Source organism: Pseudomonas sp. N-137, assembly GCF_034555295.1.
Classification (GTDB): Bacteria; Pseudomonadota; Gammaproteobacteria; order Pseudomonadales; family Pseudomonadaceae; genus Aquipseudomonas; species Aquipseudomonas rhizophila.
Window position 1 is genome coordinate 381,113 of sequence record NZ_JAXUDQ010000030.1, and the last position, 26,410, is coordinate 407,522.

The following is a 26,410-nucleotide window of genomic DNA, read 5'->3' on the forward strand; positions in this document are numbered from 1 at the left end:
CTCGCGATAGCGGTGGGTCAACTTGCATAAGTGTTGACTGACCCACCTCAATCGCGAGCAGAGCTCGCTCCCACAGGATCAGGGTGTCTGGGAAATCGATAGCCAAACAACAATCTGTTCGATAAACGAACACTCAGTCGATTATCGGATTGTTTGGCTGTCACCCCGAGCTTAATCTTCAGTCACTCCGGCGCTTAACCTCGCGCCTTTTTCTTCATCTTGGTCTACTGAAAAACGGGAGCCTGCCCCATGGCTGAAATCCTTTCGCTGCACGACGCAGTGAAGCAATTCGTCAATGACGGCGATACCGTCGCGCTCGAAGGCTTCACTCACCTGATTCCGACGGCGGCGGGTCATGAAATCATTCGCCAGGGCAAGAAAGACCTGACCCTGGTGCGGATGACACCCGACCTGATCTACGACCAGTTGATCGGCGCCGGTTGTGCTCGCAAGCTGATTTTCTCCTGGGGCGGCAATCCTGGGGTGGGATCCCTGCACCGGCTGCGCGATGCCGTGGAAAAACAATGGCCGCAGCCGCTGGAGATCGAAGAGCACAGCCACGCCGACCTGGCCAATGCCTACGTCGCCGGGGCCTCGGGCCTGCCATTCGCGGTGCTGCGGGCCTACGCCGGCTCCGACCTGCCAAAGGTCAATCCGTTGATCAAAACCGTGACCTGCCCCTTCACCGGGGAAGTGCTGGCCGCCGTGCCATCCGTGCGCCCGGACATTACAGTGATCCACGCTCAAAAAGCCGACCGCAAGGGCAACGTCCTGTTGTGGGGCATTCTCGGCGTGCAGAAAGAAGCCGCCCTGGCCGCCAAGCGCTGCATCGTCACCGTGGAAGAAATCGTCGATGACCTCAACGCACCGATGAACGCCTGCGTGCTGCCGACCTGGGCGCTGAGCGCGGTGTGCCACGTACCGGGCGGCGCTCATCCGTCCTACGCGCATGGCTACACCGAACGTGACAACCGCTTCTACCAGGCTTGGGATCCGATCGCCCGGGACCGTGAGACCTTTACCGCATGGATCAATGAATACATCCACGCAACGAAAGATTTCAGTGAATTCCAGGCCCGACTGGCTGCCACTTCGCAGGTGAAATAATGACGTACTCCACCAATGAAATGATGACCGTCGCCGCAGCCCGTCGATTGCAGAACAACGCTGTGTGCTTCGTGGGCATCGGCCTGCCATCGAAGGCAGCCAACCTGGCGCGGCTGACCTCGTCGCCGGATGTCGTGCTGATCTACGAGTCCGGTCCGATCGGGGCCAAACCCAGCGTATTGCCCCTGTCTATCGGTGATGGTGAGCTGGCTGAAACCGCGGACACTGTCGTACCCACCGGTGAGATTTTTCGCTACTGGTTGCAGGGTGGACGCATCGACGTCGGCTTTCTCGGTGCAGCTCAGGTCGACCGGTTCGGCAACATCAACACCACGGTGGTGGGCGACTACCATCAACCGAAAGTCCGCTTGCCGGGCGCCGGTGGTGCACCGGAAATCGCCGGTTCGGCCAAGAGCGTGCTGATCATCCTCAAGCAGTCGGCGCGCTCGTTCGTCGACAAGCTGGATTTCATCACCTCGGTCGGTCACGGCGAGGGCGGGGATTCGCGTAAACGCCTGGGCCTGCCGGGCGCAGGTCCGGTCGGTATCATCACCGACTTGTGCATCATGGAGCCGGAAGCCGGCAGCCATGAGTTCGTGGTCACTGCGCTGCACCCCGGCGTGACCCGTGAGCAAGTCGTTGCCGCCACCGGTTGGGCGATTCGTTTTGCCGACCAGGTGCAAACCACCGCCGAGCCGACCGAAACAGAGCTGCGCGCACTGCGCGACCTGGAAGCTCGCACTGCCGCGGCCCACGGCCAGGCACCGGGAGAAGCGTGATGCGCGACGTTTATATCTGTGATGCGATTCGAACCCCCATCGGTCGCTTCGGGGGCGGTTTGTCCGCGGTGCGCGCCGATGACCTGGCCGCGGTGCCGATCAAGGCGCTGATGGAACGCAACCCATCGGTGGACTGGACTGCCGTGGACGAAGTGTTTCTCGGTTGCGCCAACCAGGCCGGGGAAGACAACCGCAACGTGGCGCGCATGGCGCTGCTGCTGGCTGGCCTGCCGCAGAGCATTCCCGGCGTAACCCTCAACCGCCTCTGCGCCTCGGGCATGGACGCCGTCGGCACGGCGTTCCGCGCCATCGCCAGCGGCGAAATGGAATTGGCCATCGCCGGCGGCGTGGAGTCGATGTCCCGCGCACCGTTCGTGATGGGCAAGGCCGATGCCGCGTTCTCCCGCAACATGAAACTGGAAGACACCACCATCGGCTGGCGCTTCATCAACCCGTTGATGAAAAACCAGTACGGTGTGGACGCGATGCCCCAGACCGCCGATAACGTGGCCGATGATTACGCAGTGTCCCGAGCAGACCAGGATGCTTTCGCCTTGCGCAGTCAGCAGCGCACGGCGGCAGCCCAGGCCGCAGGGTATTTCGCCGAGGAAATCGTCCCGGTGCGCGTAGCCCACAAGAAAGGCGAAACCGTGGTCGAGCAGGACGAGCATCCTCGCGCCGACACCACGCTGGAGACCTTGAGCAAACTCAAACCGGTCAACGGTCCAGACAAAACCGTCACGGCCGGCAACGCCTCGGGCGTGAATGATGGCGCGGCGGCTATGATCCTGGCTTCGGCCGAAGCGGTGAAGAAACACGGGCTGACGCCTCGGGGTAAAGTGTTGGGCATGGCCAGTGCCGGCGTGGCCCCACGGGTGATGGGCATCGGCCCGGTGCCCGCGGTGCGCAAACTCACTGAGCGCCTGGGCCTGGCGGTCGCAGACTTTGATGTGATCGAACTCAACGAAGCCTTCGCCAGCCAGGGCCTGGCGGTGCTGCGCGATCTGGGTCTGGCGGACGACGCGCCGCAGGTGAACCCCAATGGCGGCGCCATCGCCCTCGGCCATCCGCTGGGTATGAGCGGAGCACGGCTGGTGCTGACGGCGTTGCATCATCTGGAAAAGATCGGCGGCAAGAAAGGCCTGGCGACCATGTGTGTCGGCGTCGGCCAGGGTCTGGCGTTGGCAATCGAACGCATCTGACACGTCGTTCCACTAATAAGAAACCGAGGAATGCTTCATGACTGACAAGCCTGGTTATCGTCGCCCCCAAGCGGGCACCCAACCGGAGTACCTGCACCCGCCGTACCAGTCCACCAACCTGCGCTCGCCTTCAAAGCCGTTGGTGTACCTGCCTCATTCGCTGTCGGAAATTACCGGTCCGACCGTAGGTGCCGATCGCCTGCAGGAGAAGGACAACGACCTGACTGCCCAGCATGCCGGCGAGCCACTGGGGGAGCGAATCATCATTCACGGGCGCGTGCTGGATGAGCATGGCCAACCCGTGCCTGGCATCCTGGTGGAGATCTGGCAGGCCAACGCCGCCGGGCGTTACAACCATGACCGTGACCTGCACGACGCACCGCTGGACCCGAACTTCACCGGCACCGGTCGCACCGTCACCGACGCCGATGGCTGGTACCAGTTCCAGACCATCAAGCCCGGCGCCTACCCGTGGGGCAACCATCACAATGCCTGGCGCCCGGCGCACATCCATTTCTCATTGTTCGGCCCGAGCATCCTGACGCGCCTGGTGACGCAGATGTATTTCCCCGGCGACCCACTCCTGGCCTACGATCCGATCTACAACTGCGTGCCGGACACCAGCGCCAAGGAACGTCTGATCGCCCGTTTCGACCTGGAAAAAACCATTCCTCACTACGCCCTCGGTTATCGCTGGGACATCGTATTGCGCGGCCGCGATGCCACGCCGATGGAGAAATAAGATGACGCTCACTGCCACCACCTCCCACACCGTTGGTCCTTACTACCACATCGGCCTGACCTGGCTGAACCGCGAAGACCTGACCGTCGCCCAAACCCTCGGCCAGCGCGTGGCGATCACCGGGCAGGTGATCGACGGCAACGGCGAATTCGTCAATGACGCGATGCTGGAAGTCTGGCAGGCCAACGCCGCCGGCAAATACGCACACCCGGAAGACGACCAGGACAAGCCCCTGGACCCGAATTTCGAAGGCTTTGGCCGGGTGCCGGTGGATGCCGAAGGGCGTTTTCGTTTCACCACCATCAAGCCGGGCTCCGTGCCGGGCCTTGGCGGCACGACCCAGGCGCCGCATCTTGTCGTGCTGGTGTTCGCCCGCGGTCTGGTCAAGCATTTGCTGACGCGAATCTACTTCGATGGCGAGCAGGCCAACGAAACCGACCCGCTGCTGGCCTGCGTGCCCGAGGAACGTCGCGCCACTATCGTGAGCAAGCCCGATGCTTCGGGCGTGTATCAGTGGAACGTGGTTTTGCAGGGGACGGATGCCGAGACGGTGTTCTTCGACTACTGATTGAAACCCGTGTGGCGAAGGCTCTTGGCCCAGCCCCGCAACAACGGTGGGGCGTGGGTCGTACAAAATACTGATGACCCTGTTCCACCCGAAGGCGTAGGGTTGGCCTGCGGGGGTGATGAATAGGATGTGCGACAACCCACGTATTTACGTCGCAGCTTTTGACCCAACCGCGTCAGGCCGGCAGACCTGCACACCCAAGGACTTTTTATGAGCGAACGACCGGGTAATCAGCTCTTTGATGCCTACTTCACTACCCGCCACATGCGCGAGGTGTTTTGTGATGCGGGCCGGGTGCAGGCCATGCTCGATGTCGAGGCGGCGCTGGCCCGGGCTGAAGCGAAGGTGGGCTTGATCCCTGTCAGTGCAGTGGCTCCGATCGAGAAGGCCTGTGACGCGCAGTTGTACGATTTTTCGGCGTTGAGCGAGGCGATTGCCACGGCGGGTAATTCGGCGATTCCACTGGTCAAGGCCCTCGGCAAGCGCATTGCCGCGCAAGACGCCGAGGCTGAGCGCTACGTGCACCTGGGGGCTACCAGTCAGGACGTGATGGACAGTGGGTTGGTGCTGCAACTGCGCCAGGCATTGGCTTTGATTGAAGGCGAACTGGTGCAACTGGCCACGATTCTCGCCCGCCAAGCCGAACGCTACGCCGCCACGCCATTGGCCGGGCGCACTTGGTTGCAACACGCAACACCGGTGACCCTGGGCATGAAAATCGCCGGTTGGCTGGGAGCCATCACCCGTAGCCGCCAGCGCCTGAATGAACTCAAGCCGCGCTTGCTGGTGTTGCAGTTCGGTGGTGCCTCAGGAACGCTCGCCGCACTGGGTGAGCAGGCCTTGCCCATCGCCGAAGCCCTGGCCGCCGAGCTGCAACTGAGCTTGCCGGAGCAGCCGTGGCACACCCAGCGCGATCGCTTGGTTGAGTTCGGTTCGGTACTGGGGTTGATCGCCGGCAGCCTGGGCAAACTGGGCCGCGACATCAGCTTGTTGATGCAGACCGAGGCCGGTGAAGCGTTCGAACCCTCGGCGCCGGGCAAGGGCGGTTCGTCCACCATGCCGCACAAACGTAACCCGGTGGGCGCGGCGGTGCTGATCGGTGCGGCGACCCGAGTCCCTGGCCTGCTGTCGACGCTGTTCAGCGCCATGCCCCAGGAGCACGAACGCAGCCTGGGCCTGTGGCACGCCGAATGGGAAACCTTGCCGGAGATCTGCTGCCTGGTGTCCGGCGCCCTGCAACAGGCGCGGCTGCTGGCCGAAGGTCTGGAAGTGGACGCGGCGCGCATGGCTCGCAATCTGGAACTGACCCAAGGGTTGGTGCTGGCCGAGGCGGTGAGCATCGTCCTGGCCCAGCGGGTCGGACGCGACACCGCGCATCATCTGTTGGAGCAATGTTGCAAACGCGCCGTGGCGGAGCAGCGTCATTTGCGGGGCGTGTTGGGGGACGAGCCCCAAGTCACTGCGCAGTTGTCCGCCGCTGAGCTGGATCATTTGCTCGACCCCGCCCACTACCTCGGCCAGGCCCAGACCTGGGTCGCGCGCGCGGTGGCTGAACACCTTGCCTTGAACGCCTGAAAGGAGACTGTTGTGGGATTCGTCAAACTCGCCGAAGGCGAACTGAACTATTGTTTCGATGGACCGCAGGATGGCCCGGTGCTGGTGCTCTCCAACTCCCTGGGCACCGACCTGCACATGTGGGACGAGCAGATCGCCGCCTTCAGTGAACACTTTCGCGTGTTGCGTTTTGACACGCGCGGGCACGGTCAATCCTTGGTGACTGAAGGGCCGTACAGCATCGACCAACTGGGCCGCGACGTGCTGGCGATGCTCGATCAGCTGAACATCGACAAGGTGCATTTCTGTGGGTTGTCCATGGGCGGATTGATCGGCCAATGGCTGGGGATCAATGCCGGTGAGCGGCTGCACAAACTGGTGGTGTGCAACACCGCCGCCAAGATCGGCGACCCATCCGTATGGGACCCGCGGATCGAAACCGTACTGCGTGATGGCAAGGCGGCGATGGTCGCGCTACGGGATGCCTCGATTGCTCGTTGGTTCACGCCGGACTTTGCCCAGGCTCATCCAGAGAAGGTCAGGAGAATCACCGACATGCTTGCTGCCACTTCGCCCCAGGGCTACGCGGCTAACTGCGCGGCGGTGCGCGATGCCGATTTCCGCGAGCAGTTGTCGTCGATTCGCGTGCCGCTGCTGGTGGTCGCCGGCACCGAAGATGCCGTGACCCCACCGTCGGGCGGGCACTTTATCCAGGAGCGGGTCAACGGCGCCGAATACGCCGAATTCCATGCCGCGCATCTGTCCAACGTCCAGGCCGGCGCTGCGTTCAGCGAACGGGTGCTGGCTTTCCTGCTGGATTCCAGTCGTTCTTGAGGGAGTATTTTGTGGACGAGAAGCAACGTTACGACGAAGGCATGCAAGTACGCCGCGCGGTGCTGGGCGATGCCCACGTCGACCGCAGCCTGAATGCCTTGACCGAGTTCAACAGCGAATTCCAGGAGATGATCACCCGTCATGCCTGGGGCGACATCTGGACCCGCCCCGGCCTGCCGCGCCACACCCGCAGCCTGATCACCATCGCCATGCTGATCGGCATGAACCGCAGCGAAGAACTCAAACTGCACTTGCGCGCTGCTGCCAATAATGGTGTGAGCCGCAGCGAGATCAAGGAAGTGATCATGCAGAGTGCTATCTATTGCGGCATCCCCGCGGCCAACGCCACCTTCCACCTGGCCGAGTCGGTGTGGGATGAACTGGGCGTCGAATCACGGGCTTGAGATCCACCGCCAATCCCTGTGGAAGTCAAGACTGGGGGAGCAAAGCTTGCTCGCGAAAGCGGTGGGTCAGTTGGCGATGATGTTGAATGTGATGACGCCATCGCGAGCAGGCTCGCTCCCACACTGGATCTTCAGTGAGCACAAATTTTATGCTCGACACTGATCCCCTGTGGGAGCGGGCTTGCTCGCGAAAGCGGTGGGTCAGCTTGCATCGATGTTGAATGTGATGACGCCATCGCGAGCAGGCTCGCTCCCACACTGGATCTTCAGTGAACACAAATTTTATGCTCGACACTGATCCCCTGTGGGAGCGAGCCTGCTCGCGAAAGCGGTGGGTCAGCTTGCATCGATGTTGAATGTGATGACGCCATCGCGAGCAGGCTCGCTCCCACACTGGATCTTCAGTGAGCACAAATTTTATGCTCAACGCTGATCCCCCTGTGGGAGCGAGCTTGCTCGCGAAAGCGGTGGGTCAGCTTGCATCGATGTTGAATGTGATGACGCCATCGAGAGCAGGCTCGCTCCCACACTGGATCTTCAGTGAACACAAATTTTATGCTCGACACTGATCCCCCTGTGGGAGCGAGCCTGCTCGCGATGACGCCGGTACAGCCTCCACCCATGTTTGGCTTTTACAACAAGCTGATCGGATAGCTGACGATCAGCCGGTTCTCATCGAACTCGTTGGTGCTGTAATCCCGACGCATCGTCGAATTACGCCATTTCACATTGAGGCTCTTCAACGCACCGCTTTGTACGGTGTAGGCCAGTTCGCTTTCGCGACCCCATTCCTTACCGTCGGTGATGGTGCCGGTGTGTACGTTGTCACCGCTGATGTAGCGGTTCATCAGGGTCAGGCCCGGTACGCCGACGGCGGCGAAGTTGAAGTCGTGGCGCACTTGCCAGGATTTTTCCTGGGCGTTGTCGTAGCTGGAGTTGTAGCTGTCGTTGGCCAGGGTGCCGCCGCTGGTGCCGTTGACGCGCATCCAGCCATCGTCGCCGCTGAGTTTTTGCAGGCCGACGTAGAAGGTGTTGCCACCGTATTTGGCCGAGAGCATGGCGAACGCGGTCTTGTTGTCCAGGTCGCCCGCCAGGGCACTGCCTTCTTCCTTGCCGATGAAGTAGCCCAGGTTGGCGCCCAGGGTCCAGTCACCGATGGGCTGGCTGTGGGTCAGGTTGAAATATTTTTGCTGGTAGATGTCCGACAGTTCCGCGTACCAGACGCCGACCTGAGTGCGCTTGTCGTTGAAAGCGTATTCGCCGCCGCCGAAATTGAAGCGGTCGGACGTGAACGCGCCGCGGCCGTTCATCGACATGTCTTCCATGCTCGCGTCGTTACGCGGGCTGTTGGCGCGGAACTGGCCGCCGTACAGGCTCAGGCCGTTGATCTCGGTGGAGGTGACCTGACCGCCGCGGAAAGTCTGCGGCAGGGACCGGCCATCGTCAGAGCGCAGGATCGGCAGCACCGGCATCCATTCGCCCACTTTCAGCTCAGTTTTCGACACCTTGGCCTTGAGTGCGACACCCAGGCGACCGAAATCATCGGCCGGGTGGCCACCGTCATGAACCGGCAACAATCCGGTATTGGCGGTGCCGCGACCACCGTCGAGCTTGAGCGAGTACATGCCCAGCACGTCCATACCGAAACCCACTGTGCTCTGAGTGAAGCCGGACTTGGCGTCGAGAATGAAACTCTGGGTCCATTCCTCGGCTTTGCCTTGGGCGTTAGCCGGGTTGGTGAAGTTGCGGTTGATGTAGAAGTTGCGCAGGTTGAGATTGACCTTGGCGTCCTCGACAAAACCCGACTCTGCGGCCAGGACGGGCAGGGTGGCGCCAGACAGGGCGATAGCGATAAGGCTGGGAAACAAATGCTGTGTAGGTTTCATGGGCATGTCTCTAGTTTTTGTGGGCAAAGCGGGTCGCTGCCGCAACCTTGGGTTGCAGTCGGCACTGTGGAGCTGGACGGTAAGGCGATCGAAGGATCAGCCGGATGAGGCGGGGTCTATGGGCATGGCATCGAACCTGTTGTTATTGGTTTTGTGCTAGGGATGGTGAAGGGCCGGCTGGGATCGGTTCAATTGTCGTTTGCGGGTTTTGGGCGATTATCGAACGGCAAAAATTGATTGGATCTTTGTGGGAGTGAGCCTGATCGCGATGACGGCCTACAGTCGGCCAGGATGTTTTTGACTGAGTACATATCCATTTCGCGGTAACGGCGACTTAGGGTTCCGCCCTTACGGCGGGTCACTTTCGAAAATCCGGAAGCCGGCCCAGGCGAAAGTAACCAAAGCGCTCTTGCCCCACCACTCGGCACCTCGCTTAGGCTCGGTGTGCCCTCACTCCGGCATTGCTCCGTGGGCCCGCCGCGAAGGGCCATCCATGGCCCAGCGCGGCTATCCCGGCATCCATGCCGGGATGCCCACTGCGCAATGCCTGCGTTCGGCCAGCGTGGTTAACGGGGCGCCCGAGATCAACGTCCACCGCGAGGCGGCCTAGTAGCCGACCTGGCTCTCCCGGTCGTACGCCGATCCCATTGTGAGAGCGAGCCCGCTCGCGAAGGCGGTCTGACAGCCGACCTGTCACTCCGGCCATACCCCGATCCAACTGTGGGAGCGAGCTTGCTCGCGATGGCGGAGGGACAGTTTGCGGTGGTGTTGGATGTGCTGGCGTCATCGCGAACAAGCTCGCTCCCACAGGTTTTTGTATCGTGTGCGAATGTTGTGAACACCCGCAAACCTATGTGGGAGCGAGCCTGCTCGCGATAGCGTAGGGTCAGTTTGCGGCGATGTTGGATGTGCTGGCCTCTTCGCGAGCAAGCTCGCTCCCACAGGAGGAACGCGATCACCAAAAAATCAGGTCGGCTATCAGGCCGCCTCGCGGTGGACGTTGATCTCGGGCGCCCCGTTAACCACGCTGGCCCACGGAGCAATGCCGGAGTGCGGGCATGCCGAGCCTAGGCGAGGCACCGAGTGGTGGGGCAGAAGCGTTTTGCTTACTTTTGACTGGGCCGGCTTCCGGGCTCCTCAAAAGTGAGCCGCCGTAAGGGCGGAACCCTAAGTGGCCGTTACCGCAGAAACGGATATGTACGCAATCAACAAAACCCTGGCCGACTGTCAGGCCGCCATCGCGGGCAAGCCTTGCTCCCACACAGCGTGCACAAACAAAAAGCCCACCTTCCGGTGGGCTTCGTGTTTCAGCGTTCAGGCATCAAGTCAGAACAATTTCAGCGGCGGTGCTTTCTCCGCCACCGGTTCGTTCTTGCCGGGTTCGGCATTCCAACCACCGCCCAACGCCTTGTACAGATTGACCTCGCTGGTCAGTTGCGCCAGGCGGTCGGTGATCAGCGATTGTTGGGCGCTGAACAACTGACGTTGGGCGTCGAGGAAGGTCAGGTTGCTGTCGACACCGATGCGATAGCGACGCTCGGCCAGGCTGTAGTAGTCCTGGTTGGCGGCGACGAAGGCGGTCTGGGCCTGCAACTGTTCATTGTAGGTCCGGCGTGCGGCCAGGCCGTCGGAGACTTCCTGAAACGCGGTCTGAATCGACTTCTCGTAATTGGCGACGTTGATGTCTTTCTGGATTTTGGCGTAATCCAGGCTTGCCCGCAGGCTGCCGGCGTTGAAGATCGGCAGGTTGATTTGCGGGGCGAAGGTCCAGGTGCCCGAACCGCCCTTGAACAGGCCGGACAGGTCCGGGCTCAGGGTGCCGGCGTTGGCCGTCAGACTGATGCTGGGGAAGAACGCGGCCCGTGCGGCGCCGATGTTGGCGTTGGCGGCCAGCAGGTTGCGTTCGGCCTGGAGGATGTCTGGGCGACGTTGCAACAGGTCTGACGGCAACCCCGCCGGCACTTCGCTGAGCAGGTCATCGCTCAGCGGTTGGGTGCTCAGGTTGGACGGCAGTCCGGTGCCCAGCAGCAGGGTCAGGCTGTTTTCATCCTGAGCCACCTGGCGGGTATAGCGCGCCAGTTGTACGCGGGCGTTTTCCACCGCCGTGCGTGCCTGGCTCAGGTCCAGGGCCGAGGCCACGCCGACTTCGGCGCTGCGCGAGGTCAGCTTGAGGCTTTGCTCGTAGGTGCCCAGGGTTTCCTGGGTCAGCTTGAGCAGTTCCTTGTCGGCCTGCCAGGTCAGGTAGGCGTTGGCAACGCTGGCCACCAGGCTGATCTGGGTACTGCGACGGGCCTCTTCGGTGGCGAAGTAGCTTTGCAACGCTTGCTCGCTCAGGCTGCGCACCCGGCCAAACAAGTCCAGTTCATAAGCACTGATGCCCAGGGTGGCGGAGTAGGAGCTGCTGATGGCCGCCTCACCGGTTTGCGACGCCCGTGCCGGCACTCGCTGACGGCTACCGGAACCGGTGGCCGAGACCGCCGGGAACAGGTCCGCCCGCTGGATGCGGTATTGCGCGGCGTAAGCATCGATATTCAGCGCCGCGACGCGCAGGTCGCGGTTGTTTTCCAGGGCAACCTGGATCAGCTGTTGCAAGGCCGGGTCATGGAAAAACTGTTTCCAGCCCTGTTCGGCGGCGGCCTGGCTGGCCGCCTTGGCCGGCTCGTAGGCCGGACCTTGCGGGTACTGCGTGGCGACCGGTGCTTCGGGCCGCTGATAATCGGGGATCAGCGAGCAGCCGCTGAGCACGACGGCAGCGATGGTCAGAGAGAGGAGCGACTTGCTCATTGGCCAGCCTCTTTAGAAGTTTCAGGAGTGTCGTCCTGGTCGATATTTTTGCGACGGCCTATCGACGACACAGTCACGAAGAACAATGGCACCCAGAAAATCGCCAGGATGGTGGCGGTCAACATACCGCCGATCACACCGGTGCCGATGGCGTGCTGGCTGCCTGAACCTGCGCCGGTGGAAATCGCCAACGGCACCACGCCGAGAACGAACGCCAGGGACGTCATGATGATCGGCCTTAGACGCATCCTACAGGCTTCAATGGCGGCTTCCACCAGCGTGCGGCCCTGTTCGTGAAGTTCCTTGGCGAATTCCACGATCAGAATAGCGTTTTTCGCCGCCAGACCGATGGTCGTCAACAAGCCCACCTGGAAGTACACGTCGTTGGACAGGCCGCGCAGGCTGGTCGCCATCAAGGCACCGATGATCCCCAGTGGTACCACGAGCATGACCGCGATCGGAATCGACCAGCTTTCATACAGCGCAGCCAGGCAGAGGAATACCATCAGCAGCGACAAGGCGTACAACGCAGGCGCCTGGGAGCCGGAAAGACGTTCCTCGTAGGACAGACCCGTCCAGGAAATACCGACGCCGGCCGGCAGTTTCTGGGCGATGGCCTCGACTTCGGCCATGGCTTCACCGGTGGAGTAACCCGGGGCCGGGGACCCCAGAATTTCCATCGCTTCCACGCCGTTGTAACGGGCCAGTTTCGGCGAGCCGTAGACCCACTCGCCCTTGGCGAATGCGCTGAACGGCACCATAGTCCCGGCGCTGTTGCGCACATACCACTTCTGCAGGTCTTCGGGGCTCATGCGTGCACTCGGCTGACCTTGGACGTACACCCGCTTCACCCGACCACGGTCGATGAAGTCGTTCACGTAGCTACTGCCCAGGGCAACCGACAGGGTGTTGTTGATGTCCGAGAGGGTGATGCCCAGGGCGCTGGCCTTCTCGTCATCGATTTCCAACTGGTACTGCGGCTCGTCATTCAGGCCGTTCGGACGCACCTGGGAGAGAATCTTGCTCTGGGAAGCCATGCCCAGGAACTGGTTACGGGCTTCCATCAGCTTCTCATGGCCGATGCCGGCGCGGTCCTGCAGGAACACGTCGAAACCGGTGGCGTTACCCAGTTCCATCACCGCCGGCGGAGCGAAGGCAAACACCATTGCGTCGCGGAAGGTGAAGAAGTGTTGCTGGGCGCGGCCAGCGATTTTGAACACGGTGTTCTCAGCGTCACGCTCTTCCCACGGTTTGAGCATGATGAACGCCAGGCCGGAGCTCTGGCCACGACCGGCGAAGTTGAAACCGGTCACGGTGAACACCGAGGCCACGCCATCGCCTTCACCGCCATCCTTGCTTGGACGCAGCAGGAACTCGCGCATGTTGTCCACCACCACCTGGGTCCGTTCGGCGCTGGAACCAGCCGGGGTCTGCACCTGGGCAAACAGCACGCCCTGGTCTTCTTCCGGCAGGAACGCCGTCGGGATGCGGGTGAACAGCCAGACCATGCCAACCACGATGATCACATAGGCTAGCAGGTACGGCGCCTTGTGCTTGAGCATGTTGCCCACGCCGCGCTCGTAGCTTCTGACGCCGCGGTCGAAGGTGCGGTTGAACCAGCCGAAGAAGCCGCGTTTCGGCGTGCCGTGCTCACCCTTGGGAATCGGTTTGAGCATGGTGGCGCACAGGGCCGGGGTAAAGATCAGGGCCACCAGTACCGACAGGGCCATGGCCGAGACGATGGTGATGGAAAACTGCTTGTAGATCACGCCGGTGGAGCCGCCAAAAAACGCCATCGGCAGCAGCACCGCCGAGAGCACCAGGGCGATACCCACCAGGGCGCCCTGGATCTGGCCCATGGATTTCTTGGTGGCTTCCTTGGGTGACAGGCCTTCTTCACTCATGACCCGTTCGACGTTCTCCACCACGACGATGGCATCGTCCACCAGCAAACCGATGGCCAGCACCATGCCGAACATGGTCAGGGTGTTGATGCTGAAGCCGAATGCCGCGAGGATCCCGAAAGTGCCGAGCAATACCACCGGCACCGTCATCGTGGTGATGATGGTGGCGCGGAAGTTCTGCAGGAACAGGAACATCACCAGGAACACCAGGGCAACCGCTTCGATCAGGGTTTCAACCACACCCTTGATCGACTCGCTCACCACCGGTGTGGTGTCGTAGGGGAACACCACTTCCAGGCCTTGCGGGAAGAACGGCTTGAGATCTTCGACGGTCTGGCGCAGGGCCTTGGCCGTGTCGAGGGCGTTGGCACCGGTGGCCAGTCTCACTGCCAGACCGGAGGCCGGGGCACCGTTGAACTGGGCATTGATGCTGTAGCTCTCGCCGCCCAGGGCGACATCTGCCACGTCGCCGACGCGCACTTGCGAGCCATCCGGATTGACCTTGAGCAAGATGGCCTTGAACTGTTCGGCGGTCTGCAGGCGGGTCTTGCCAATAATGGTGGCGTTCAGTTGCTGACCGGGCAGGGCAGGCAGGCCGCCGAGTTGGCCGGACGCGATCTGGACGTTCTGCGCGGAAATGGCGTTGGTCACATCTACCGGGGTCAGGCTGTAGTTATTCAGCTTGGCCGGGTCGAGCCAGATTCGCATTGCGTACTGGGCACCGAAGACCTGGAAGTCACCGACACCGGCTGTGCGCGAGATCGGGTCCTGCATGTTGGACACGATGTAGTTGGACAGGTCTTCCCGGGTCATGCTGCCGTCGCGCGACACCACGCCGATCACCATCAGGAAGTTTCTCACTGACTTGGTCACGCGGATGCCCTGTTGCTGCACTTCTTGCGGCAGCAGCGGGGTGGCCAGGTTCAACTTGTTCTGGACCTGGACCTGGGCGGTATCGGAGTTGGTGCCTTGTTCGAAGGTTGCCGTGATGGTCATGCTGCCGTCGGAGTTACTTTCCGAGGAGACATAACGCAGGTTATCGATGCCGTTGAGCTGTTGCTCGATGACCTGCACCACGGTGTCCTGCACGGTCTGCGCGGATGCGCCCGGGTAGGTGACCTGGATCGCAATGGCCGGCGGCGCGATGCTGGGGTATTGGTTGATCGGCAATTTGAGGATCGACAGGGCCCCGACCAACATGATCACCAGGGCGATAACCCAGGCGAAAATCGGACGGTCGATAAAAAATTTCGACATGGTTTACTCCCCTTTGCCGCCGGCGGCTTTGTCAGCTGCCTGTGCGGGGGCCGGGTTCTTTGCGCTAACGTTGGTGGCCTCAGTGGCTTTGACTTCCACCCCTGGCCGTACGTACTGCAACCCTTCGGTGATCAGGCGATCGCCAGCCTTGAGCCCGTCTTCGATCAGCCACTGGCTACCGACGGTACGGCTGGCCTTGAGCTGGCGCAGCTCGACCTTGTTGTCCGGGCCCACCACCAGGGCGGTCGGCATGCCTTTGAGGTCGCGGGTCACGCCTTGCTGCGGCGCAAGAATCGCCGCGCTGTTGACCCCGGCCTGCAATTGCGCGTGGACGAACATGCCCGGCAGCAGGGTGTGGTCAGGGTTAGGGAACACCGCGCGCAGGGTTACCGAACCGGTGGTCTGGTCGACCGACACTTCGGAGAACTCCAGCTTGCCCTCATGGGCATATTGGCTGCCGTCTTCCAGGGTCAGTTTGACCATGGCGGCGTTGTCGCCAGCCTTCTGCAGGCGGCCGCTTTCCAGTTCACGGCGCAGTTGCAGCAGTTCCACGGAACTCTGCGTCACGTCGACGTAAATCGGGTCCAGTTGCTGAATGGTTGCCAGGGCATCGGCCTGGCCGTTGCTGACCAGCGCACCCTCTGTCACCGAGGAGCGACCGATGCGACCGGAAATCGGTGCGTAGACCTTGGTGTAGCGCACATTGATCTGGGCGGTCTGCAGATTGGCTTCCGACTCCAGGCGGTTGGCCAAGGCGGTGTCGTATTCCTGGCGGCTGACGGCCTGTTCGTCCACCAATTGTTTATAGCGATCGGAAATGGACTTGGTTGAGCGCAGGTTTGCTTCGGCGCTTTTGAGGGTCGCTTCGTACATGGCCGGGTCAATCTGATACAGCTGCTGGCCAGCCTTGACGTCGGCACCTTCCTTGAACAGACGCTTGAGGATGATGCCGTTGACTTGCGGACGAACTTCCGCGATGCGGAACGCGCTGGTGCGACCGGGAAGCTCCGACGTCAGGGTGAACGGCTGGGTCTTGAGGGTTACGACGCCGACCTGAGGAGCCGGTGCGGCAGGTGCCGCCTCTTCCTTTTTACATCCGCTGAGCAGCGATGCCAGGGCGATGGCGGTAACCAGAGCGGTAACAGCTGGCTTGAATTGCATGGAAATCCTCGGGTCCAGGCGCGTAAGAGGCGCACAAGAAAGTGGAAGGTGAAAAAGAGCGAGATAAACAATTAGTAGGATGCTAAGAAATATACTTACGTACACGGTTGTTTGTAAACACCCAAATTGCGTACCATCGGTATTTACAAAAGCCTGACAAAAGGCCTGCGCAGGTCGCAGAAGCGTTGTGAAGAACGCCGCCTCACATTTTGTTCAGTTGATCCTTACGCATTGCTTACGCATCCTGATTGAGGTGTTTACTGCCATGGTCCGTCGTACCAAAGAGGAAGCTCTGGAGACTCGCAGCCAGATACTCGAAGCGGCCGAAAAAGCCTTTTTCGAGCGCGGTGTGGCCCGCACGACACTGGCTGACATCGCGACGCTGGCCGGTGTAACGCGCGGTGCCATCTACTGGCATTTCAGCAATAAGGCGGACCTGCTCCAGGCCATGCTCGATACGTTGCACGAGCCGCTCGACGATCTGGCCCGCGCCAGTGAAAGTGAAGAGGAGCTTGACCCCCTGGGTTGTGTTCGCAAGCTGCTGGTGCGGTTGTTCCAACAGGTGGCCCTGGACCCGAAAACCCGACGCATTAATGAGATTTTGTTTCATAAGTGCGAATTCACCGATGAAATGTGCGATTTGCGCCAGCAGCGGCGCCAGGTCAGTCTCGATTGCAACGTGCGTATCGCGTTGTCGTTGCGCAATGCGATGAAGCGTGGCCAGTTGCCGGACGATCTGGATCCCGAAAGGGCAGCAGTCGCCATTCATGCCTACATCGACGGCATTTTGTACCAGTGGCTACTGGCTCCCGACAGCTTCGCACTGGCGGGTGAGGCCGAGCGCTGGGTGGAAATCGGGCTGGATATGCTGCACCTGAGCCCCAACCTGCGCAAATAAAACAAAATGCTCAATTTCATCGGTTTGTGTCAATAGCTGAACGGCGAGGACCCCGCCGGGCCTTGATCCCGGCAGAGTCATTTATAGACGAACTGCAGACACGTTGATCGCTCGCGAGTCGCTATTGTGCAGGAGGATTATGGCGTGTTGATGTACCGGCGCCATTGAGGCGCCTGTACTTGTCGTGTCGGCCTGTTACCGACCCTCTGGTTTATTCAACAATGAGGCGCACGGAATAGTTGAAAGGGGGTTCGAGCATCTTCTGGAAGATTTCCGAGCGGCAGGTGTATTCACCATTGCCGGTATACGCAGTTTTGCTTTTCCTGTTTGGCCTGTAACTGGATTCCAGGACGCCAAAACCGATGGGGGCTTCAAAGCGGGTTTGCATTTGGCAGCCGAAGTTGAAGGTGCTCATTTGATAGGAGAGAACTAATTCAATCGGTTTGATTTTTCTCAGCGTCGGTTGCCAGCCAGCAGCGGGATAAGTGAATTTCCTGTTATGGGCGAAATAGAATTCGCGGGTTGTTTTGGCGGGGACATCATAAGCGCTCAAGGACATGTCCGGGGGCGTGGGTTGCTCACTTAAAATGTTGGTCATTTCCAAGGCGTGAGAAGTTTTGTTTACCAGCTCCACGGTGATGCCGGTGTTGGCCAGGCTGGTGGCGACGGCTGCCGGTCCCAGTAGCAGAGCGAGGATTAAGTTTTTCATCATGTTCATTGTAATGTGTCTCTCATGTATTACGAGGCGCGCTAAAGCCTGCGTAAGATAATGGCGCGTAATTGAAGTTACTCGGTTTAGTGTTATTCTTTACAAGAATTTAAGTTGCTTATTAAGTTTGATAGATGTCGGTTAAATCCATTGGTTGAGTGGGTTGTTGTTCGGGCTTATTATTAACGCTGTCCGGTGTGTTAATCCATAGTGAGTAAGTGTGGTGTTGTTATTTGATGTTTCGATTTCTGCGGAGTTTGATTGCGTCAGCCGTCAACAGATGTAAAAAAGCCCCGGCTCTTGCGAGTCGGGGCTTTTGGTAAGGCCGGTTTTTTATTTACATCACGGGGTAATCGATGTAACCCACCGGGCCTTTCCCATAGAACGTTTCCGGATGCGGCTCGTTCAGCGGTGCGTCAGCTTTCAAGCGCGCCGGTAGGTCCGGGTTGGCAATGAACGGCACACCAAAGGCAACGGCATCCGCTTTGCCCTCGGCCAGCCAGGCGTTGGCGCTGTCCTTGGTGAAACGTTCGTTGGCAATGTACGGGCCACCGAAAGCTTGCTTGAGCTGCGGGCCGATGCTGTCTTCGCCTTCCTTTTCACGGGAGCAGATAAAGGCGATGCCACGCTTGCCCAACTCGCGGGCCACATAGCTGAAGGTTTCCAGGCGGTTCTCGTCGCCCATGTCATGGGAGTCGGCGCGTGGTGCCAGGTGCACGCCAACCCGGCCGGCGCCCCAGACTTCAATGGCAGCGTCGGTCACTTCCAGCAGCAGGCGGGCACGGTTTTCCAGGGAGCCGCCATAGTTGTCGGTGCGCTGGTTGGTGCTGCTTTGCAGGAACTGGTCGAGCAGGTAGCCGTTGGCGCCATGGATTTCCACGCCGTCGAAACCGGCGGCCTTGGCGTTCTCGGCGCCTACACGGTAAGCCTCAATGATATCGGCGATTTCCTCGGTTTCCAGCGCGCGTGGCGTCGGGTAGTCGGCCAGCGGACGCACCAGACTTACATGGCCCTTGGGCTGGATGGCGCTGGGCGCCACCGGCAATTCGCCGTTCAGGTAAGACGGATGGGAGATCCGGCCCACGTGCCACAGTTGCAGGAAAATCTTGCCGCCGGCGCCGTGGATAGCCTTGGTCACGTTGCTCCAGCCGCGCACCTGGTCGTTGGACCAGATGCCGGGGGTATCGGGGTAGCCCACGCCCATGGGCGTGACAGAGGTGGCTTCGCTGAGGATCAGGCCAGCGGAGGCACGCTGCACGTAGTACTCGGCCATCAGCGCGTTGGGCACACGGCCGGCGTCGGCACGGCAGCGGGTGAGCGGCGCCATGATGATGCGGTTCTTCAGCTCGATGTCGCCGAGTTTGATTGGATCGAAAATAGTCGTCATCAATTACAGCCTCGAAAGTTAAGGGTTAAAAGTCAGTGAGTGGCAGGGGCCAGGTCGGCATTGCCGCCCTGGCGGAAAGTGATCAGGGTGACCAGCAGCGCCAGCACGGCCAGCGCACCGGCGGCCAGGGGCACGCTGGTCAGGCCCAGGCCGTGGTCGATGACACTGCCGCCGACCCAGGCGCCCAAGGCGTTGCCGATGTTGAAGGCGCCGATGTTCAGGGTGGAAACCAGGTTTGGCGCGTCTTTGCCGAAGGTCACCACGTTGACTTGCAGGGCCGGCACGGCGGCGAAGCAGGCGGTGGCCCAGAGGAACAGGGTGATTTCAGTGGGGATCAGCGCGACGCTGGTCCAGCTCAATACGGTGGACACCACAGCCATGGTGGTGAAAACCCCCATCAGCGTGTTCGCCAGGCTCTTGTCCGCCAGCTTGCCGCCGATGATATTGCCCAGAGTCAGGCCCAGGCCGATCAGCACCAGGGTCCAGGTCACGCCGCGGGGCGATACGCCAGTGACTTCTCCCAGCAGCGGGGCGACGTAAGTGAACAGGGTGAACACCGAGGCGGAGAACAGCGCGGTCATGCTCAGGGACAGCCACAGGCCTGCGCCCTTGAGGGCGACGAGTTCCGAGCGCATGTCGAGTTTTTCTTCATCGCGCTTGGCCGGCAGAAAGCGGATCAGGCCGATCAGTGCAATCACGCCGATGACGGTCACGGCCCAGAAGGTCGAGCGCCAGCCGGCTTCCTGACCCAGCGCGGTGCCCAGCGGTACGCCGAGTACGTTGGCCAAGGTCAGCCCGGTGAACATCAGGGCCACGGCCGAGGCGCGCTTGTTGGGTGCCACCAGGCCGGCGGCCACCACCGAACCGATGCCGAAGAACGCGCCATGGCACAGGGCGGTGACGACCCTGGCGAACATCAGCACGTTGTAATCACTGGCGATGGCGCAGAGCAGGTTGCCGACGATGAAGATCCCCATCAGCGCGACCAGGGCGGCCTTGCGCGGCAACCGTGCGGTGGCCAGGGCCATGAACGGTGCCCCGATGGCCACGCCCAGGGCGTAGCCGGTCACCAGCCAGCCGGCGCCGGGAATCGATACACCCAGGTCGGCCGCCACCTCAGGCAACAGGCCCATGATGACGAACTCGGTGGTGCCGATGGCGAAGGCGCTCAGGGCCAGGATGAGAAGTGAGAGGGGCATGGTGGATCCTTGTCGGGTCAGAGCTCTTGGCTCATTTGCTTGAGGAACTGCTGGATCACGTCCTCGTTGCGTTTGAAGAAATGCCATTGACCGACCTTCTGGCTGGTGATCAGCCCCGCCCGTTGCAACACCGCCAGATGGGCGGACACCGTGGACTGCGACAGGCCGCAACGCTGGTCGATCTGCCCGGCGCAAATGCCGAATTCGTGGTTGTGCAACTGTTCGGGGAACTGGACCTTGGGGTCTTTGAGCCAGTTGAGGATGTCTCGCCGTACTGGGTGTGCCAGGGCTTTTATTATTTCGTCGAGGTCGAGGGGCATGGTTGGCTGCTCGGAATGAGTAAAACGCTATATCGCGATGGGGCGAACTTTAAATCGTTATTTCGCGATACACCAATATGGATTTGATCTGAAAACCGAATAAATCGCTATATCGGGTTATAACGATATTGGCGCGGCGGTGCTAAGCTTCGCGCCATGAACTATCTCGCACACCTGCACCTCGGCGGTCCCGGCCGGGAACGACTGCTCGGCAGCCTCTACGGCGACTTCGTCAAAGGGCCGTTGCAAGGGCTGTACGATCCGCAAATCGAAGCGGCGATTGCCCTGCATCGGCGCATCGACATGTACACCGATCGCCACCCCGTGGTGGATATCGCTTTGTCGCGCTTTTCCACCGTACGGCGGCGCTATGCCGGAATTGTGCTCGACGTGTTTTTTGATCATTGCCTGGCCCGGGACTGGGCGCTGTATGGCGAAGGGCCGTTGATGGATTTCACCTCCCAGGTCTACCGAGTGCTCGCCGCCGAGCCGCAGTTGCCTGGGCGTCTGGCGCAAATCGCGCCTTACATGGCGGCGGATGACTGGCTGGGGTCTTATCGAGAATTCGATGTGCTTGGGCAAGTATTGCGGGGGATTTCCCGACGCCTGTCCCGGCCGGAGGAACTGGCCGGGGCCATGGAAGAATTGATCAGGCTCTATGAACCGTTGAGCGAAGACTTTCAGCTGTTCTACCCGCAGTTGCAGGATTTTGCGTTGAGCCAGACAACACGGCAGGGGTGATGTTGGAGCCGGTTCTTGCCGTCACTGAAGTTCAAATGTGTGAGCGAGCCTGCTCGCGATGAAGGCCTGGCAGTCAAGAACCAACTGACTGACCGCTATCGCGAGCATGCTCGCTCCCACAAGGGCTCTGCATAGGGCCGCCGGATCAGGCCGCGATCGCAGGCCGCATCGGCACTTGCTGCTTTTGTGGGATTTCGCCAAACAATGCCTTGTGCACCGCCTGTTGCGCCTGAAAGGCCAGGGCAGCTCGCTCCTGGCCGTGGCAGGCAATCGGTTCCAGCAGATGGATGTGCACCTCGCCCCGGTCATTGGCGAACAGGCGCATCAGGTGCGACAGCAAATCATCATCGCCAACGAACGGCGCCAGCGAGTCCGGTTCACCGTTGCGCAGGTAGCGGATCGCCACCGGTTGCAGCGCCACGTCCGCATCGATGGCCGCCGACAATAAACGACCGTGGAAAGTGCGCAGGGAGCGGCCATCGGTGGTGGTGCCTTCGGGAAACATCAGCAGCGGATGGGCCTGTTCCAGGTGTCGGCTCATTTGCTTGCGGATCAACTGGCTGTCGCCCGAGCCGCGCCGGATAAACAGGCTGCCAGCCTTGGCCGCCAACCATCCGGCCACTGGCCAGGTGCGTACTTCGGCCTTGGACAGGAACGACATTGGCGTGAGCATGCCCAGCAGCGGGATATCGGTCCAGGACACATGGTTGCTGACCCACAGCATGGGCTGTTGCGGCATTTGCCCGTGCACCGTCACGCAGAAGGGCAGGGCATTGCTCAGGCGCGCCATGAAAAAACGCGACCAGCGCTGGCGGCGCACCATGGAGTTGGCCACACCCAACCGTTCGAACAGCCCGAATACGCTGGCCATGCTCAGACCCAGCGTCACCACCAGCAACACTCGCGCGATTCGCGCGTACACCCGCAACCGACTCATCACACCGCTGCCTTGAAGTGGCGGGCGTAGCGTGGGCAGAGTTCGTCACGCTTGAGCAGGATGAACACGTCGGCCACCTGGAAATCCTCATCCCAGCACGGCTCACCGCAAATCTTCGCGCCCAGGCGCATGTAAGCCTTGAGCAGAGGCGGCATTTCGGCGATGACGTTGGACGGTACGTCCAGGGCCGGCAACGGTTTTTTCGGCACCGCCCGCAGGTGTTCGGTGCACAGATAACGTTCGCGCAGACGCTGCATGATCGCTTGGGCCTGGACGCCGCCGTCCTGCATTGGAATGCTCGCGCATCCCATCAGGTAGCTGTAGCCGCCCTCGTTCAGCACCTCGGCCAGTTCGCCCCACAATACAGCGATGGTGCCACCGTTGCGGTAGGCCGGGTCGACGCAGGTGCGGCCGATTTCCAGGATCGGGCCCTTGAGATGGACCAGGCCGTGAAGGTTGAATTCTTCTTCGCTGTAGAACCGGCCCAGGCTGCTGGCAGCGTGGTGATCGAGCAGGCGTGTCGTCGCCACGAGTCGGCCGGTATTCAGGTCGCGTACGCCGATGTGGGCGCAGTGAACATCATAGTCATCCATGTCCAGACCCATTTCCGCGCCTTTGAGCTTGGCGTTGAATTCGCCGCTGAAGACGTTGAAGCGCAGGGCCTGGGCTTCTTGCAAAGCCTTGGCGCCAATCAGGCGTTCGGCTTGCAGGCGGCGTTCATTGCCAGTGTCGCTGATGCGGGCGATCTGAGTCATAGCGAATCTCCGTGCGGGCTGTTCAGTTGCAGCCGATCGACTTTCTTTATGCAGCCATGTTGTGCAAAGTCAGGCTATGTAGCCCCGGTGTCATCGCCATGAAGCTTTGGTGATGCTTATATGACAGCCCATTAAGGAGCCTCCCATGCCCTGGCAAAACCTGATCGAACGCGGCGAGCGGTTGCCCGCCCATCCGGACCTGGCTGAGGGTTATGCGGCCTTGCTACAACGCCTGGGGCCGGTTACGCCGTTCGAACTGGCCGTCATGGGGGCGAGATTGATGGCAACGCCGGGGTTGGCTTTTCTGGTGGGGTATCAGGCGGCGCTGCGGGTGCTTTGGCCGAGCGCGCCCCAGAGCCTGGGCGCCTTGTGCGCCACGGAGCAGCGCAGCCTGCGCCCGGCGGACATGCAGACTCGCATCACCGACCTGCGATTGAACGGGCGCAAGGATTTCGTTACCGCGGGCGATGCCGCCGAGTGGCTGCTGATCGCCGCCCGCAGCGAAGCAGCCGGCGAGCCGCCGCGGTTGAATCTTGCGGTGGTTTATCCCGGAGAGCCGGGGGTGACCCTGGAAAAACTCCCGGCTATCGCCCTGATGCCAGACATCAGCCATGGCCGGGTGCTGTTGGACGGCGCGCTGTGCGAGTTGTTGGCCGGGGACGGTTGGGACGCCTACGTCAAACCGTTCCGCACCCTGGAAGACCTTTATGTGCTCAGTGCCATGGCCGCCTGGCTGTATGGCGTGGGGCAGGAGTGCGCTTGGCCCCAATCCCTGCAACTGCGCCTGCTGGGATTGCTGGCCGGTTGCTCTGAAGTGAGTCGTCACAACCCGTCCAGCGCGGCCGGGCATGTGCTGCTGGGTGGGTTGTTCGCCCAGTTCAACGGGCTCGATGAAGAACTGAACGACGCCCTGGCCGCCGGCCCGGCGGTGTGGCGCGAAATGTGGACGCGAGATAAAGCCGTGATGGACATGGCGGCGGGTGCGCGGGCCAAGCGGTTGGCCAAGGCGTTGGGATAACCCTTTGTGGGAGCGAGCCTGCTCGCGATAGCGGAGTGTCAGTTGACATCAATGCTGCTGAGCCAGCGCTATCGCGAGCAGGCTCGCTCCCACAGGGAGATGCCACCCATACCCAAATTGTCATCAAGTCTGAATAGGCTCAGAAGGTTCAATCCTGCGAGCCCCGAGCATGTCCAAAGGCTGGTTCCTGATCCCGCTGCTATTGCTCAACCTGTACGCCCAGGCTGAAGACTGGCCCGGTGAGCAATGGTCAAGCGGCCCGACCCCCACCGGGCCGGCCATCGAAGCCCTGGAGCAATACGCCTTCCCACCCCGCGACGATGCCACTCGCCAGGGCATCCGCACCGATGCGCTGCTGGTGATACAGGACGGTCGGCTGGTCTACGAGCGTTATGCGGGGCCCACCCGTGCCGACACTGCGCACCTGACCTGGTCGATCAGCAAAAGCCTGATGGCGACGGTGTTTGGCGTGGCCTATGGGCAAAAGCTGTTCAGTCTGCAGGATCCTGTCGCCAGGTATTACCCGGCGTTGAGCAAGCATCCGGACATGACCTTGGCCGATCTGTTCCATTGGGCCTCGGGGCTGGATTGGCAGGAAGATTACGAATACGCACCGCTCAAGTCCTCGGTGGTGGCGATGCTTTATACCCGTGGGCGTCATGACATGGCGGCGTTCACTGCGCAGCATGAACGCGACAGTCCGCCGGGGCAGGTGTTTCGTTACTCCAGCGGTGACAGCAACCTGCTGGCCGCGGCATTGAAAAATATCGTCGGCCCGGCGCGGTATCCCGATTACCCCTGGACGGCCCTGTTCGAGCCGCTGGGTATCCGCCACGCCACCTGGGAAACCGACGCCGCCGGCACGTTTGTCGGGTCCTCCTACGCCTACCTTACGGCGCGGGACCTGGCGCGTGTGGGGCTGTTGATGCAACGCGAGGGACGCTGGGGCGAGCGGCAACTGATCCCGCAAGCCTGGGTGGCGTTCAATCGCGAACCCTTCGCCCGCTTCCGGGCCGGCCAGGATGAAGCGGTGCCCGGTGGGCATTGGTGGCTCAACCGCGCGGCCGACCCGGCCATCCACCCGTGGCCCGATGCACCGCCGGATACGTTTGCCGCGCTGGGCCATTGGGGGCAGGCGCTGTACGTGATCCCCAGCGCCCGGTTGGTGATCGTGCGCTACGCTGATGACCGCGACGGCAGCTACCGCCACAACGAACTGCTCAAGCGAGCCATGGCGGCGTTCGCCGGGACGGTGCAGCCATGAGACGCAGACCGCTGCTCACGCTGATGTCGTTACTTGTTGTGGCCCTGCTCGGCTGGATCTGGCTCGAGCGGGTGGCGCTGCGGGCCTTCCCCGACATCATCAGCGCCTACACCGCCAAGGAATATTGCTCGTGTCGCTACGTGATGGAGCAACCGGCTGACTATTGCCGTGGCTATGTAAAGCAGTCGGTGCCCATCAGCGATTTTCTCGAAACGCCTGAAGCGAAACGCATCACCGTCGCCGGGCTGGGGCGAAGCAATAGCGCACGATGGCTGGGGGAGCGGCAGGGCTGTCGGTTGGAGCCGTGACCGGACCTGTGTATTCCCGCAGAGGATTGAAACAGAAGGTTTGCAAGTGCCCTCGGCCCGGTTAAGGTTCGCCACAGGTTTATCTGCCCTCCGAGTGTGTATGTTCAAGCGGTCTTTTTCTCACGCTGTCGCGACCTTGCTGCTGGCCTGCGCCGCGCTGCCGGTCCAAGCCAATTGGTATCTGGACGGCGAATCGTCGCGGCTGTCGTTTATCAGCAGCAAAAACGGCAACGTTTCCGAGGTCCAGCGTTTCCTGGTGCTTCATGGTCAGGTCCAGCCCAAGGGGATGGTCCGGCTGGAAGTGGAGCTGGAGTCGGTCAACAGTGGCATTCCCCTGCGTGACGAGCGCATGCGCGCCGAGTTGTTCGAGATCAAGCAATTTGCCGACGCCGCCATTACCGCGCAGCTCGACCTGTTACCGATCCAGGACCTGGCCAACGGTGCTCAACTGGAACTGCGCTTGCCGCTGACCGTGGACCTGCACGGCAAGCAACATGTGTATCAGGCCGAACTGCTGGCAACGCGCCTGGATGAACGACGGTTCCAGGTCGTGACCCTGGAGCCGGTGGTGCTCAATGCCGCGGATTTCGGCCTGGCGCCGGGATTGGAGAAGTTGCGCAAACAGGCCGGGTTGTCGGCCATCAGCCTCGCAGTGCCGGTGAATGCGGTGCTGATTTTCACGGCGCGCTGAC

The 26,410-nt window shown here is 61.3% G+C and carries 24 protein-coding genes; 14 read left to right on the forward strand and 10 right to left on the reverse strand.

Annotated elements, in window-relative coordinates:
• Positions 1–249 precede the first annotated feature (249 nt).
• The 8 genes from T3A99_RS22820 to pcaC all read left to right on the forward strand — a co-directional run bounded on the left by T3A99_RS22820 (position 250) and on the right by pcaC (position 7,190).
• Positions 250–1,107: a CoA transferase subunit A gene (locus T3A99_RS22820; RefSeq protein ID WP_047228315.1), complete on the forward strand. Its 858-nt coding sequence runs from the start codon at positions 250–252 to the stop codon at positions 1,105–1,107.
• On the forward strand, positions 1,104–1,886 hold the full coding sequence (locus T3A99_RS22825) for a CoA-transferase subunit beta (protein ID WP_171061413.1): 783 nt from the start codon (positions 1,104–1,106) through the stop codon (positions 1,884–1,886). Before T3A99_RS22820 ends, T3A99_RS22825 begins: the two co-directional genes overlap by 4 nt.
• A complete protein-coding gene (pcaF, locus tag T3A99_RS22830; protein WP_281459472.1) occupies positions 1,883–3,088 on the forward strand; it encodes a 3-oxoadipyl-CoA thiolase in 1,206 nt (401 codons plus the stop codon). The genes T3A99_RS22825 and pcaF overlap by 4 nt, the downstream gene beginning before the upstream one ends.
• Before the next feature lie 37 nt (positions 3,089–3,125).
• Positions 3,126–3,830 carry a protocatechuate 3,4-dioxygenase subunit beta gene (gene pcaH, locus T3A99_RS22835; RefSeq protein WP_076386020.1) on the forward strand — a complete coding sequence of 235 codons (705 nt, stop codon included), beginning with the start codon at positions 3,126–3,128 and terminating at the stop codon, positions 3,828–3,830.
• Between the two features lies 1 nt (position 3,831).
• Complete coding sequence (pcaG, locus tag T3A99_RS22840) at positions 3,832–4,398, forward strand: protocatechuate 3,4-dioxygenase subunit alpha (protein ID WP_047228311.1); 567 nt, start codon at positions 3,832–3,834, stop codon at positions 4,396–4,398.
• Between the two features lie 210 nt (positions 4,399–4,608).
• Positions 4,609–5,973 (forward strand): 3-carboxy-cis,cis-muconate cycloisomerase, encoded by a 1,365-nt coding sequence (locus T3A99_RS22845; protein WP_107321639.1) that lies wholly within the window; start codon positions 4,609–4,611, stop codon positions 5,971–5,973.
• A gap of 12 nt (positions 5,974–5,985) precedes the next feature.
• Positions 5,986–6,786, forward strand: a complete 801-nt coding sequence (gene pcaD / locus T3A99_RS22850) for a 3-oxoadipate enol-lactonase (protein WP_139050960.1) — start codon at positions 5,986–5,988, stop codon at positions 6,784–6,786.
• Positions 6,787–6,797: 11 nt separating this feature from the next.
• Positions 6,798–7,190, forward strand: a complete 393-nt coding sequence (gene pcaC / locus T3A99_RS22855) for a 4-carboxymuconolactone decarboxylase (RefSeq protein WP_047228308.1) — start codon at positions 6,798–6,800, stop codon at positions 7,188–7,190.
• Between the two features lie 632 nt (positions 7,191–7,822).
• Here the strand turns inward: pcaC and T3A99_RS22860 are convergent.
• From T3A99_RS22860 to T3A99_RS22875, 4 genes are all read right to left on the reverse strand, one after another.
• On the reverse strand, positions 7,823–9,076 hold the full coding sequence (locus T3A99_RS22860; RefSeq protein ID WP_322834821.1) for an OprD family porin: 1,254 nt from the start codon (positions 9,074–9,076) through the stop codon (positions 7,823–7,825).
• Between the two features lie 1,326 nt (positions 9,077–10,402).
• Positions 10,403–11,860 (reverse strand): AdeC/AdeK/OprM family multidrug efflux complex outer membrane factor, encoded by a 1,458-nt coding sequence (adeC, locus tag T3A99_RS22865; protein WP_047228033.1) that lies wholly within the window; start codon positions 11,858–11,860, stop codon positions 10,403–10,405.
• Entirely contained in the window at positions 11,857–15,021 is a 3,165-nt protein-coding gene (gene emhB / locus T3A99_RS22870; RefSeq protein WP_322834822.1) for an efflux RND transporter permease subunit EmhB, read from the reverse strand. Before emhB ends, adeC begins: the two co-directional genes overlap by 4 nt.
• Before the next feature lie 3 nt (positions 15,022–15,024).
• The gene (locus T3A99_RS22875; RefSeq protein ID WP_157952121.1) at positions 15,025–16,182 is read right to left on the reverse strand and encodes an efflux RND transporter periplasmic adaptor subunit; all 1,158 of its coding nucleotides are present in this window, start codon (positions 16,180–16,182) and stop codon (positions 15,025–15,027) included.
• Between the two features lie 265 nt (positions 16,183–16,447).
• On the opposite strand from T3A99_RS22875, the gene T3A99_RS22880 reads away from it, so the two are divergent.
• Positions 16,448–17,080: a TetR family transcriptional regulator gene (locus T3A99_RS22880; protein WP_047228030.1), complete on the forward strand. Its 633-nt coding sequence runs from the start codon at positions 16,448–16,450 to the stop codon at positions 17,078–17,080.
• A 211-nt stretch (positions 17,081–17,291) separates the two neighbouring features.
• Here the strand turns inward: T3A99_RS22880 and T3A99_RS22885 are convergent, their stop codons facing one another.
• From T3A99_RS22885 to T3A99_RS22900, 4 genes are all read right to left on the reverse strand, one after another.
• Complete coding sequence (locus T3A99_RS22885; protein WP_047228029.1) at positions 17,292–17,798, reverse strand: hypothetical protein; 507 nt, start codon at positions 17,796–17,798, stop codon at positions 17,292–17,294.
• A gap of 328 nt (positions 17,799–18,126) precedes the next feature.
• A complete protein-coding gene (locus T3A99_RS22890) occupies positions 18,127–19,176 on the reverse strand; it encodes an alkene reductase (RefSeq protein WP_076386007.1) in 1,050 nt (349 codons plus the stop codon).
• Positions 19,177–19,208: 32 nt separating this feature from the next.
• Positions 19,209–20,375, reverse strand: a complete 1,167-nt coding sequence (locus T3A99_RS22895) for an MFS transporter (protein WP_047228027.1) — start codon at positions 20,373–20,375, stop codon at positions 19,209–19,211.
• A gap of 17 nt (positions 20,376–20,392) precedes the next feature.
• Positions 20,393–20,695 (reverse strand): ArsR/SmtB family transcription factor, encoded by a 303-nt coding sequence (locus T3A99_RS22900; protein WP_047228026.1) that lies wholly within the window; start codon positions 20,693–20,695, stop codon positions 20,393–20,395.
• A 156-nt stretch (positions 20,696–20,851) separates the two neighbouring features.
• Between T3A99_RS22900 and T3A99_RS22905 the strand changes: the two genes are divergently transcribed.
• Positions 20,852–21,436, forward strand: coding sequence for an ACP phosphodiesterase (locus T3A99_RS22905; protein ID WP_047228025.1), 585 nt, complete (start codon positions 20,852–20,854; stop codon positions 21,434–21,436).
• Positions 21,437–21,581: 145 nt separating this feature from the next.
• On the opposite strand, the gene T3A99_RS22910 is transcribed toward T3A99_RS22905, so the two are convergent.
• Both T3A99_RS22910 and olsB read right to left on the reverse strand, forming a co-directional pair.
• Positions 21,582–22,373, reverse strand: a complete 792-nt coding sequence (locus tag T3A99_RS22910) for a lysophospholipid acyltransferase family protein (protein WP_047228024.1) — start codon at positions 22,371–22,373, stop codon at positions 21,582–21,584.
• Entirely contained in the window at positions 22,373–23,128 is a 756-nt protein-coding gene (gene olsB, locus T3A99_RS22915; protein WP_047228023.1) for an L-ornithine N(alpha)-acyltransferase, read from the reverse strand. The genes T3A99_RS22910 and olsB overlap by 1 nt, the downstream gene beginning before the upstream one ends.
• Before the next feature lie 145 nt (positions 23,129–23,273).
• Between olsB and T3A99_RS22920 the strand changes: the two genes are divergently transcribed.
• The 4 genes from T3A99_RS22920 to T3A99_RS22935 all read left to right on the forward strand — a co-directional run bounded on the left by T3A99_RS22920 (position 23,274) and on the right by T3A99_RS22935 (position 26,409).
• A complete protein-coding gene (locus T3A99_RS22920; RefSeq protein WP_322834823.1) occupies positions 23,274–24,146 on the forward strand; it encodes an acyl-CoA dehydrogenase in 873 nt (290 codons plus the stop codon).
• 169 nt (positions 24,147–24,315) lie between these two features.
• Entirely contained in the window at positions 24,316–25,410 is a 1,095-nt protein-coding gene (locus T3A99_RS22925) for a serine hydrolase domain-containing protein (protein ID WP_305467659.1), read from the forward strand.
• Entirely contained in the window at positions 25,407–25,718 is a 312-nt protein-coding gene (locus T3A99_RS22930) for an amidase (protein ID WP_107322060.1), read from the forward strand. Before T3A99_RS22925 ends, T3A99_RS22930 begins: the two co-directional genes overlap by 4 nt.
• Before the next feature lie 100 nt (positions 25,719–25,818).
• Positions 25,819–26,409, forward strand: a complete 591-nt coding sequence (locus T3A99_RS22935) for a YceI family protein (RefSeq protein ID WP_139050943.1) — start codon at positions 25,819–25,821, stop codon at positions 26,407–26,409.
• Position 26,410: the final 1 nt, after the last annotated feature.

Coding starts and splice junctions, on each gene's coding strand:
- T3A99_RS22820 (WP_047228315.1), top strand. CDS start 250: ATGGCTGAAATCCTTTCGCTGCACGACGCAGTGAAGCAATTCGTCAAT.
- pcaH (WP_076386020.1), top strand. CDS start 3,126: ATGACTGACAAGCCTGGTTATCGTCGCCCCCAAGCGGGCACCCAACCG.
- pcaG (WP_047228311.1), top strand. CDS start 3,832: ATGACGCTCACTGCCACCACCTCCCACACCGTTGGTCCTTACTACCAC.
- T3A99_RS22845 (WP_107321639.1), top strand. CDS start 4,609: ATGAGCGAACGACCGGGTAATCAGCTCTTTGATGCCTACTTCACTACC.
- T3A99_RS22860 (WP_322834821.1), bottom strand. CDS start 9,076: ATGAAACCTACACAGCATTTGTTTCCCAGCCTTATCGCTATCGCCCTG.
- adeC (WP_047228033.1), bottom strand. CDS start 11,860: ATGAGCAAGTCGCTCCTCTCTCTGACCATCGCTGCCGTCGTGCTCAGC.
- emhB (WP_322834822.1), bottom strand. CDS start 15,021: ATGTCGAAATTTTTTATCGACCGTCCGATTTTCGCCTGGGTTATCGCC.
- T3A99_RS22875 (WP_157952121.1), bottom strand. CDS start 16,182: ATGCAATTCAAGCCAGCTGTTACCGCTCTGGTTACCGCCATCGCCCTG.
- T3A99_RS22880 (WP_047228030.1), top strand. CDS start 16,448: ATGGTCCGTCGTACCAAAGAGGAAGCTCTGGAGACTCGCAGCCAGATA.
- T3A99_RS22885 (WP_047228029.1), bottom strand. CDS start 17,798: ATGAACATGATGAAAAACTTAATCCTCGCTCTGCTACTGGGACCGGCA.
- T3A99_RS22890 (WP_076386007.1), bottom strand. CDS start 19,176: ATGACGACTATTTTCGATCCAATCAAACTCGGCGACATCGAGCTGAAG.
- T3A99_RS22895 (WP_047228027.1), bottom strand. CDS start 20,375: ATGCCCCTCTCACTTCTCATCCTGGCCCTGAGCGCCTTCGCCATCGGC.
- T3A99_RS22900 (WP_047228026.1), bottom strand. CDS start 20,695: ATGCCCCTCGACCTCGACGAAATAATAAAAGCCCTGGCACACCCAGTA.
- T3A99_RS22905 (WP_047228025.1), top strand. CDS start 20,852: ATGAACTATCTCGCACACCTGCACCTCGGCGGTCCCGGCCGGGAACGA.
- T3A99_RS22910 (WP_047228024.1), bottom strand. CDS start 22,373: ATGAGTCGGTTGCGGGTGTACGCGCGAATCGCGCGAGTGTTGCTGGTG.
- olsB (WP_047228023.1), bottom strand. CDS start 23,128: ATGACTCAGATCGCCCGCATCAGCGACACTGGCAATGAACGCCGCCTG.
- T3A99_RS22920 (WP_322834823.1), top strand. CDS start 23,274: ATGCCCTGGCAAAACCTGATCGAACGCGGCGAGCGGTTGCCCGCCCAT.
- T3A99_RS22925 (WP_305467659.1), top strand. CDS start 24,316: ATGTCCAAAGGCTGGTTCCTGATCCCGCTGCTATTGCTCAACCTGTAC.
- T3A99_RS22930 (WP_107322060.1), top strand. CDS start 25,407: ATGAGACGCAGACCGCTGCTCACGCTGATGTCGTTACTTGTTGTGGCC.
- T3A99_RS22935 (WP_139050943.1), top strand. CDS start 25,819: ATGTTCAAGCGGTCTTTTTCTCACGCTGTCGCGACCTTGCTGCTGGCC.